The organism is Propioniciclava sp., from assembly GCF_036744435.1.
Lineage (GTDB): Bacteria > Actinomycetota > Actinomycetes > Propionibacteriales > Propionibacteriaceae > Propioniciclava.
Genome location: NZ_DAIOIA010000105.1, coordinates 1 through 10,876 on the forward strand (window position 1 = coordinate 1; position 10,876 = coordinate 10,876).

Consider the following 10,876-nt stretch of genomic DNA (forward strand, 5'->3'; position numbering starts at 1 on the left):
CGGCTTCAGCCCCACCGCGGAGCCGACCCTGGAGGACGTGCCCGGAGCGCGCGCCATCGTGGGCCTCGACGGGGTCGCCACCATCGTCCTGCCCAGCGGCGCCGTCAAGCGCGTCGAGAACCGCGAGGTGACCGAGGTCGGCACGATCCAGGGCCTCAAGGACCTCGCCTCCGCCGACCTCACCGTCGTCGGCGACACCCTCGTCGTGCTGGATCGCGCCTCCGCGATGCTGCGTACCGTTCGCGGTTCCACCTCCGTGACGGCACCGGAGAAGATGGTGCTCCAGCAACCCGGACCCGCCGCCGACACGGTCCTCGCCGCCGGGGAGGACAGCTACCTCGCCACCCCCCTCGCGGGGGGAGACGTGGCCGCCACCTCCGTGCAGGGCGCCGGCAAGCCCGCCCGGCCGGTCGCGCTGCAGGGCTGCGGGTACCTCGCGTGGGCCGGAACCGGCAACTACGTGCGCACCTGCGGTAACGCCGCCGACAGCCGCGCCGAGACCGTGGAGGCGCTTCGGGGATCCACCGACCTGGCGTTCCGCACCAATCGCGATCTGATCGTCCTCAACGACACCGCCACCGGCCTGCTGGTTCTCGTGAACCAGAACATGGAGGTCATCGACAACTGGGAGCAGATCAACACCCAGAACGAAGAGACCCAGGACGACACGCTCTCCGACACCGAGACCACCGACCAGATGTCGGTCGACAAGCAGAAGTCCGACACCAAACCCGACGCCATCGACGACGAGTACGGCGTCCGCCCCGGCAAGAGCTTCACCCTCCCGGTACTCGAGAACGACGTCGACCCCGACGGCGACCTGCTGGTGGCCTCGGTCAAGACCCAGCCCAAGGGTGCCACCGTGTCGCGCGCCCGCGGCGGGGAGGCGCTCAGCATCGACGTCCCCCAGGACGCCCCCGCGTCCTTGTCGTTCCAGTACACCGCCGACGACGGCCGCGGCGGCACCGACGACGCCACCGTCCGCGTCTCCGTGTTCGGCCCGGAGGTCAACAAGGAACCGTTCCAGCGCCGCAACTCCGAGGTGCGGGTCGGTTCGCACGGGGAGGCGAGCTACGCCATCCTCAGCGACTTCCGCGATCCCGAGGGCGACGCCCTGTACGTCCAAGGCGTCAGCGCGCCCCAGGAGTTGTCGGTGGAGTATCGGCCCGACGGCGTCCTCACGATCAAGGACCTCGGCATCGCCACGCCCGGACCCCAGAAGGTCCAGATCACCGTCAGTGACGGCGTCAACACCGGGCTCGGCACCCTGACCGTCAACGTGCTGGAGCCCAACCAGCCGCCCATCGCCAACGCCGACCACGTCAGCGCCCTCAAGGGGCAGAAGGTGATCGTGCAGCCGCTGGTCAACGACAGCGACCCCAACGGCCGCGGGCTTCGGCTCACCGCCGTCGACCCGGCCCCCGCCGGGATGAGCATCACGCCTGACTACACCAACGGGACGCTGCAGTACTCCTCGGAGACGACCGGCACCTTCTACCTGGCCTACCAGGTCGCCAACGAGTCGCCCACCGTCGCCACCGGATGGATCCGGGTCGACGTGGCCGAGCCCGTCGAGGGACGCCCGGTGCCCTCCGACGACCTCGCCATGCTGCCTGCCGGAGGGGCGACGGTCGTGGACGCCCTCGCCAACGACACCGACCCCCAGGGCGGCGTCCTGGTGCTGAAGTCGGTCACGGTCCCCGACGAGTCGGGCCTCGCCGTCGAGATCATCGAGCACAGCCAGCTCAAGATGAGCTCGCCCGCCGGTCTCGACCAGCCCATCGACGTGACCTACACGGTGTCCAACGGCACCGGCGAGGCCACCGGCCGGATCACCGTCGTGCCGCTGCCGCCCAGCGCGACCCTGTTGCCGCCGCGCGCCACCGACGACGAGGCGGTCGTCCGCGAGGGCGACATCGTCAGCGTCGCCGTGCTCCGCAACGACTTCTCCCCCTCGGGGCTCGCGCTGGCGATCGACCCCAACGTCACCATCGAAGGCGACGACACCACCTTCGGCGACGCGTTCGTGTCACGCGACAAGGTGCGGTTCCGTGCCAAGAAGCCCGGCAGCCTGCGGCTCAACTACACCGTGCGCGACACCGCCGGGAACTTCGACACCGGCCAGGTGGTGCTCACCGTGATGCCGCTGGCCAGCGCGGACACCAACAGCCCGCCCGTCCCGCAGCCGCTGGAGGGGCGCGTCCTGGCCGGTGCCACCGTCACCATCCCCGTGCCCACCGACGGCATCGATCCCGAGGGCGACTCCGTCAGCCTCGTCGGGCTGGCCAGCGGACCCGTCCTCGGCACCGCCACCGTGGAGGGATCCACGATCGTCTACACGGCGTCCGGTTCCTCGGTCGGCACCGACACCTTCTCCTACGCGGTCGCCGACCGGTTCGGCGCCACCTCGACGGCGTCCATCCGGGTGGGCGTGGCAACGCGGAACGCGACCAACCAGACCCCGTTCGCGATTCCGGACGACGTGTCCATGCGACCTGACCGGCGGCTCAGCGTGAACCCGGTCTCCAACGACGTCGACCCCGACGGGGACGCGCTGTCGCTGGTGGCGAACAGCGTCGTCCCGACCGACGCCACGACCACGGTGGCGGCCACCGTCGAGAAGGGCCAGATCACCCTGCGTTCCCCCCGCGAGGCGGCGACGCTGCGCTACTACTACGACGTCACCGACGGCCGCGGCGGGACGGCCCGCGGTGTGCTCACCGTCCACGTCAGCCCCGACGCCGAGACGAAGGCGCCGGTCGCCGAGGATGACCTGGTCTCCACCGCCGACATCGGTTCCCGCACTTCTGTCGAGGTGGACGTCCTCGTCAACGACTACGACCCGGACGGCAGCACGAAGGATCTGACGGTCGCCACGCAGGATCCGGGGGCGAGCGTCACCAACGGCACGTCGGTGACCGTGCAGCTCACCGACGTCCGCCAGGTCGTCCTGTACTCGATCACCGACCTCGACGGCCACGTCGGCCAGGGTGCCATCGTCGTGCCGCCGCTCGACTCCGGCATCCCCTACCTGGATCTGACGAAGATCCCGCTGCGCGTCAAGGCGGGCGATCTGCTCGATGTGAACCTGCGAGAGCTGGTGATCGTCCGCGCCGGGCACAGCCCGCGGCTGACCTTCGCCGACACCGTGCGGGTGGGCGCCGGGGCGGACACCACCGACCCGGTCCGCGATGACGTGACCCTGCAGTACCGCTCGGTGCCGGAGTTCTCCGGGGCCAGCTCGATCACCTTCGAGGTGACCGACGGTGCGAACGCGGAGGATCCCCAAGGGCGCCGCGCGATCTTGTCGGTGCCGATCATCGTCGAGCCGTCGACATCCCACCAGCCCGTGTTCACGCCGTCGGAGGTCTCGGCCGCCGCGGGCGAGACCCGGACGGTCGACCTGAAGCAGATGGTCACCGACCCCGATGAGGGCGACATGGACCGGCTGCGCTTTTCTCTCGGTGCCGTCCCCGCCGGGTTCACCGCCCGGCTGGACGGCTCCTCCCTCACCGTGGAGGCGGCCGCAGACGTGGCCCCCGGCACCCGGGCGCCGCTCCCGGTGACGGTGACGGACGGCTCGACCGAGCCGGTGACCGGCAACCTCACCTTGACGGCCACGGCGTCGACGCGCCCGCTGATGACGATCCGGGCGATCGCGGTCAACGACGGCAAAGCGGGTCAGCCGTCGGCGGTGGACCTGTCCACGGCGATCTCGAACCCGTTCTCCGATCAGGGCAAGCCGGTGACGATCCCCGCGGCGGAGTCGAACGTTCCCGGGACGCGCGTCGAGATCAAGGGGCTCCGCCTCACGATCACCCCTCCGCAGGGCTACCACGGTCAGCTCATCGTCACCTACACGGCCCTCGATGCGACCAACGCGCCGTCCCGCTCGGTGAAGGGCACCGTCACGGTCACCGTCCGGGACAAGCCGGACGCGCCCACCGCCGTCACCGCGGAGACTCACCTGTCCCGGACCGCCACCGTGAGCTGGACGGCCGGAGCGAACAACGGCGCCCCGATCACCGACTTCACGGTGTCGTGGAGCAGCTCCGACGGCGGCTCGACCGGCAGTCGTAGCTGTGGCGCCGTGACCACCTGCCTGATCACCACGCTCAGCAACAACCACAGCTACGTGTTCACGGTGACCGCCACCAACGAGGTGGGGGAGAGCGATCCTTCCGCGGCCAGCGCCGCGATTCGTCCGGACGTGAAGCCCAACCCACCGGGGACGCCGGTCGCCGAGTTCGGCGACAAGCAGGTGAGCCTCTCGTGGGCGCCCGCCGAGGTACCCGACGGCGGTTCGCCGGTCCGGACGTACACGGTGCAGGTGAGCCCGGGCGGTTCGACCCAACAGGTCACCGGCACCTCCATGGTCTGGAGTGGACTCACCAACGGGACGGCGTACACGTTCCGCGTCCAGGCGCACAACGACGACCCGAATCCGTCGAACTGGTCGGCCAGTTCCGTGCCGGTGGTGCCCGCCGGCGCGCCCTTCCAGCCGGCCGCACCGCAGACGGTGAAGGACCCGGTCAGTGCTCTGGCGCCGTCGGCGACGGTGAGCTGGACCGCGCCCAACGGCAACGGCGACAACAACCTCACCTACGAGATGCGGCGCACCGGCGGCACGGTGCTCTACAGCGGCACCGGCCGCTCCGCCCACGTCACCTTGAACGTCTCCACCACCAACCAGACCTTCGAGGTCCGGGCCCGCAACAAGGCGGGCTGGGGTGACTGGTCGCCCGCATCCAACGGCGTGCGGGGCTGGCAGACGCCTGGCGCGGTGACCGGGCTGTCCTCGGCGGCGACCGGCGCGAACAACCAGGTCAGGATCACCTTCGGGGCCGCCGACGGCAACGGGGCGACCGCCGCGGAGATGAAGTACTACTGGCGTGCCAACGGCGTGACCGGGTCGCTCAACCCGGGCACCACCACGGTCACCAATGCGGGCGCGTTCCCCAACGGTCAGAACGTCTCCGTGGCGGTCTACGCCGTCAGCACGGTCAGCGGGGAGTCGGTGCAGGGATCGTCGACCTCGACGACCGTCAACCCGTACGGGCCGCCGACCAGCCCGTCGGTCTCCTGTTCGACCAGCGGCAACAGCGTCAACTGCTCGTGGAGCGGCGGCAACGCCAACGGTCGCACGACCTCCTTCCAGGTGTCCGGCGACTGGTCGACGTCCAACGGCGGCGCCTCGGGCAGTCACGGCTTCGGCGACATCGGCTACTCGGCGTCCCGCTCGCTGTGCGTGCAGGCCGTCCAGGACGGCGGCGCGACGGGGGCCCGGAACTGCGACAGCTCCTCGACGCCGTCCAAGCCGGCGCCCACGGTGTCGGTGTATCAGGGCACCGGCGTCTACCGGCCAGGCCAGTGCACCGACAGCTCCTGCGCCTTCATCGGGATCGAGACGGCGAACTTCGACGTCAGCAGCGTGACCTGCACCGTCTACTTCGGGCAGACCCGCACGTACACGGTTCCGACGAATCGCCGCTTCGAGACCACGGCCTTCTACGGCTTCCCCAACACGACCGTCCGGGCCGTCTGCAACGGCGTCACCGGGACGCACACCTGGACCCGCTGACCCGCTCACACGAACGAAGGAAGAGACACGATGGAGCTCACCCCGCAGAACGCGGCCTGGTTTGCTGAGACGTTCGCCAAGCTCACCGACAACGTCGGCCAGGCCCTGCTGGGCAAGGCGCCCGTGATCCGGCTGGCGCTGACCTGCATGCTCGCCGAGGGTCACCTGCTGCTGGAGGACGCCCCCGGCACCGGCAAGACGGCATTGGCCCGTGCGCTCGCCGCGACCGTGCAGGGCACGCACAGCCGCATCCAGTTCACCCCCGATCTGCTGCCCTCCGACATCACCGGCGTCACCATGTACGACCAGAAGACCTCCCAGTGGGAGTTCCACAAGGGCCCGATCTTCGCGTCCATCGTGCTGGCCGACGAGATCAACCGGGCCTCGCCCAAGACCCAGTCGGCGCTGCTGGAGGTCATGGAGGAGTCCCAGGTCACCGTCGATGGCACCCGGTACGAGCAGGGCCGCCCGTTCATGGTGATCGCCACCCAGAACCCCATCGAGCAGGCGGGAACCTACCGGCTGCCCGAGGCGCAGCTCGACCGCTTCTTGATGAAGTCAGCGGTCGGCTACCCGGACCGCGCGGCCGCGCTGCAGGTGCTCGCCGGGTCGGCCAATCCCGACCGCGCCAAGGGGCTGCGCCCCATCATCGCCACCCACGCGGTCGCCGAGATGGCCGACATGGTGAAGACCAACTACGTCAACGACGCCGTGCTCGACTACGTGCAGCGTCTGGTGGAGGCCACCCGCGCGGACGCTGACACGACGCTGGGCGTCTCGACGCGAGGCGCGATCGCCATGGTGCGGGCGGTGCGGGTGTGGGCTGCCGCCCACGGCCGCAACTACGCGGTGCCCGACGACGTCAAGCAACTGGCCGCCCCGACGTGGACCCACCGGCTCGTCATGTCGCCCGAGGCCGAGTTCTCCGGGGCGACCGCCACGCAGGTCATCGCCCGCGCGCTGGACAACGTGGAACCTCCCAAGGAGCGACAGGGCCAGTGAGTGAACAGCAGCAGCAGCGTCGCCGGGGCCTGCCAGGCCTGCGGCCGCTGACCGATGCCTGGAACCGGGCCGCCTCGGCGATCGCCCGGGCGGGACGCCGCGCCGGGGACGCCGCCCAGCCGGTGGTCCGTGCGCTGGCCCGCCGCGCGGATCCGGTGCTCCGCACCGTGTCTCCGCTGGGGTGGGTCGCCATCGGGGCCGTTCTCCTGGGAGGTCCGCTCGGGTGGCGGTTCGGCTGGATCGAGCTGCGTACCCTCACCGTCTTGCTGATCGTCGTGCTGCTGGTGGCCGTCGCGTTCACGTTCGGCCGCTGGAACTACGACGCAGCGATCGAGCTGGGCACCCGGCGCATCCGGGTCGGCCAGACGGCCCTGGGCCGCGTCGTGCTGCGCAACACCTCCCCACGCCCGGCGGGATCCTCGATCCTGGAGCTGCCGGTCGGCCGGAACGTGGCCGCCTTCCGGGTTCCCCGGCTCGCCGCCGGGGAGGAACACGAGGAGGTCTTCCAGATCCCGGGGCGCCGTCGCTCGGTGATCCGGGTGGGCCCCGTCCGCGCCGTCCGTACCGACCCGTTGCGGCTCCTGCATCGCCAACGGCAGTGGACCGAGCCGGTCGAGCTGTTCATCCATCCCGAGATCGTGCGTCTGGAGGCGGTCGCGCTGGGCTTCCTCAAGGACGTCGAGGGCGTCACCACCCAGAACCTGTCGTCCTCCGACGTCTCCTTCCACGCCCTGCGCGAGTACGTGCCCGGGGACGACCGCCGGTCGATCCACTGGCGCACCACCGCCCGCGTCGGCAAGCTCATGGTCCGGCAGTTCGAGGAGACCATGCGTTCGCACCTCCTGATCGTGTTGTCGCTGGATCCGGACTCCTACCGGGACGCAGCCGACTTCGAGTTGGCGGTGTCCTGCGCCGCGAGTCTGGCCTACGCCTCCCTGAGCGAGGAGCGGGCCGTCACCATCCACACCGCCCAGGAGACGTTGTCGTTCCCCAATGCGGTGATCATGCTCGACCAACTGGCCCGGCTGGAGTTGTCGCGGGCGGGCGGCGCCTCGCTACGCGAGGTCGCTCTCGACGGTGCTCGCCGCGTCCCCGACGCGTCGGTGGCGGCCATCGTCACCGGGGCTGTCGAGCCGGCCGAACTGCGGGGAGCCCAACTGGCGATGCCGCCGGAGGTGGCCACGTTCGCGCTGCGCTGCGATCAGACGCTCACGACGTCACGGCGCCGGGCCTCCAACCTGATCGTGCTCGACGTGCCGACCCTGGCCGACCTGCCGGGCGGCGTGAGGAGCCTGCGATGACCGCGCTGTCGCTGACCCCTCCCGCCGTGCCGGGGCGCACCGCCCTCACCGGCCCCGACGTCGCCTTCTCGTTCGCGGCGGCGGCCCTGCTCCTGCTGCCCGGCGTGCTGGCGTTCGGTCCCGTGTTCGGCGGGGCCGACGGCTACATCGCCGCCGGAGGAGGCGCGCTCATCGGTCTCGTGGTCGCGTTCGTGGCGCACCGGCGCCGCTGGGCGGTCGCGACGACCGCCGCGACGCTGGTCGGCGCCTACCTGCTGCTGGGCGGCGCGCTCGCGCTGCGGCAGACGACCGTCTTCGGCGTCCTGCCCACACCGGACACGCTGCTGCGGCTCGTCCCGCTGTCGGTGCAGTCGTGGCGGGATCTGCTCACGGTGCGTCCACCGGCCGCCAGCTTCGTCGGACCGGCGGTCGTTCCCTATCTCAGCGGCATCCTCGCGGGCCTGTTCACCGGACGCCTGGCGCGGTCGGTGCGCCGCTACCTGTGGGCGCTGCTGCCGTCGTTCGGCTTCCTGATCGTGGGCATTCTGTGGGGGATCGACGTCCCCGCGGCGGGCGGAGTCCTGGGTCTGGGGTTCGCCGTCGTGGCGCTGCTGTGGGCCGTCTGGCGCCGCCATCGCGCCACCGCCCTCACCGGCGAGGAGTTGCTCTCGGACGGCTCGGCGATCTCCGGCCCTCGCACGGTGGCCGCTGCGGCCGCACTGGTCGCGATCGCGACCGCCCTTGCGGTGGCGGTGATGCCGCTGCTGGGGGCCGGGGGAGGCCGCGTCGTGCTGCGGCAGTTCGTCCAGCCACCCCTGAACCTGCAGGACTATGCCAGCCCGCTGACCGGCTACCGGTATCTGGTCGAGGACCAGAAGGAGGCGACCCTGTTCACGGTCGCCGGGCTGCCGCAGGGAGGCAGGGTGGCGCTGGCGACCCTGGACGCCTACGACGGCCACGTGTACAACGTCGACCAGGAGTCCGCCCGGTTCCTGCGAATCGGGCCGACGGTGTACGGCACCGCCGCAGGCACCTCCCGGACCCTCGACGTCAGCGTCGACCGGTACGAGGGGGTGTGGCTGCCCGGCGGCGGCGACGTCCGCGGCGTCCGGTTCAGCGGGACGCGCGCCGCCGACCAGGCAGAGGGCCTGTACTACAACGCGTACGGCGGCACCCTGCTCACCACGGCGGGGGTGGGCTCCGGCGACCGCTACGCCGTCGACCTGGTCGTCCCGCCATCCACCGACGACGCGGCCGCCGAGCGGGTCTCGTATGTGCCCGTGGGTGAGGTTTCGCGCGTCCCCGACATCGTCGGCGAGGTGGCCACCGAGCTGATCGGTGACGCCGCCACCCCGATGGAGCAACTGCGCGCCCTGGAGAAGGGCCTCCAGGAGGGCTACTACTTGACCGGGCCCAAGTCCCGTCCCGGGCACTCGCTGGAGCGGATCAGCTCCATGCTGACCGCTGACATGCTGGTCGGCGACGACGAGCAGTACGCGGTCGCGATGGCCCTGATGGCCCGCCAGCTCGGCATCCCCGCGCGCGTCGTGATGGGGTTCTACCCCGGCGAGGACGACAACGCCGCGCGTGGCTCACTGGCCGTGACCGGGACCATGGCGCACGTCTGGGTCGAGGTGCCCTTCGATGGGCAGGGCTGGGTGAGCTTCGACCCGACGCCCGACCGCGACCGCGTCCCGCAGACGACCGTCCCGAAGCCGCGGCCGCAGCCCAAGCCGCAGGTGCTGCCGCCCCCGGATCCCCCGATCAACATGCTGCAGGACTCGCAGGACAAGCCGGGCAACAACGAGGACAGCGATCGGCCGGGCGAGAACGTGCTGCTGCGGGTCCTGTTGACCCTGGGCGTCGCGGCGCTCATCGCGTCGCTGCTGGCGGCGCCGTTCGTGCTCATCGCCTGGCTGAAGAGCCGTCGGCGGGAACGTCGTCGCCATGCCCCCGAGGTGGCCGACCGGTTCAGCGGGGCGTGGGCAGAGCTGGAGGACGCGGCCACCGATCTCGGCACCCCCGTTCCCACCCTGGCCACGCGGCAGGAGTCCGCTCAAGCGCTGGCGCAGACGTACCCGCAGGCACCGCTCCCGCAGGTGGCGACCGCGGTGGACGCCGGGGTGTTCGGTCCCGGTCGTCCCACGGAGGAGTCGGCGGCCGCGGTGTGGAAGCATGTGGACGGGGCGCTGGCGGGCCTGCACGCGGGGCTGAGCCGGTGGCGTCGGCTGCGGTCGTTCGTGTCGCTGCGTTCGTTCCGGCGCGGCGCAAGACCGCTGTCGCGGTTCTCCCTTCCCTGGCGAAAGGCGAAGCCATGAGCGTGTACCCGTACAACCTGACGCCCGAGGGGGCGCCCACGGACGCGACCGGCTCCTTCCCGGCCGTGGCCGGCTACACGCCCATGACGACCGGGCGCCGGGTGGCGATTGTGCTGGTCGACGGCGTCATCGGTGGCGCCGTCGGCGGGTTGACCGCCTTCTTGACGCTGCAGGACACGTCGTGGGGGCTTCCGGTCGGCGTGGGTCTCTCGGTGATCTACGGTCTCGCGACGCTGTGGGCGGTGTTCGGCCGGTCGGCCCGGCTGGCGGGCCTGCTGATGAAGGCGCAGTACGTCGATGTGCGCACCGGGGCCCTCAAGGGCGGTTCGCTGTTCGTCAAGCAACTCCTGCAGGGCGTCCTGGCAGGGCTCACCCTGGGCATCCTGCCGCTGATCCTGGTGTTCGCCAGCGTGAAGGGGCCGATGCGGCGCAACTTCTTCGACCGGGCGACCAAGCTGATGCTGGTCGACGGCCGCACCGGGCGGCGTCCCGGCGCCCCGCTGGAGAGCGCCACGACGCCGCAGGCCATCCCCTCGGTGGCCGCCGTGCAGTTCCATCCGGAACAAGCACCGACCGCTTGGGGGGGAGCCACGGGATCGACCTATGCGTTCCCGGCGGTGCAGACGATCACGGACGACGGAGGCCTGATCACCGCCGTCCCCGGCGGATCCCTGACCGCCCCCACCGGGACGCCC

5 protein-coding genes are annotated in these 10,876 nt (G+C 71.2%); all 5 read left to right on the forward strand.

Translation table 11 applies throughout. The annotated features are described in order from the left end of the window. Window positions 1-37 precede the first annotated feature (37 nt). Window positions 38-5,581: an Ig-like domain-containing protein gene (locus V7E09_RS12095; RefSeq protein WP_324512266.1), complete on the forward strand. Its 5,544-nt coding sequence runs from the start codon at window positions 38-40 to the stop codon at window positions 5,579-5,581. 30 nt (window positions 5,582-5,611) lie between these two features. Continuing rightward, window positions 5,612-6,583, forward strand: a complete 972-nt coding sequence (locus tag V7E09_RS12100) for an AAA family ATPase (RefSeq protein WP_324512267.1) — start codon at window positions 5,612-5,614, stop codon at window positions 6,581-6,583. Continuing rightward, complete coding sequence (locus V7E09_RS12105; protein ID WP_324512268.1) at window positions 6,580-7,884, forward strand: DUF58 domain-containing protein; 1,305 nt, start codon at window positions 6,580-6,582, stop codon at window positions 7,882-7,884. Before V7E09_RS12100 ends, V7E09_RS12105 begins: the two co-directional genes overlap by 4 nt. Beyond that, window positions 7,881-10,181, forward strand: coding sequence for a transglutaminase-like domain-containing protein (locus V7E09_RS12110; protein ID WP_324512269.1), 2,301 nt, complete (start codon window positions 7,881-7,883; stop codon window positions 10,179-10,181). The genes V7E09_RS12105 and V7E09_RS12110 overlap by 4 nt, the downstream gene beginning before the upstream one ends. Beyond that, window positions 10,178-10,876: hypothetical protein (locus V7E09_RS12115; RefSeq protein WP_324523449.1), on the forward strand; the 699-nt coding region annotated here is incomplete at its 3' end. The genes V7E09_RS12110 and V7E09_RS12115, both read left to right, overlap by 4 nt.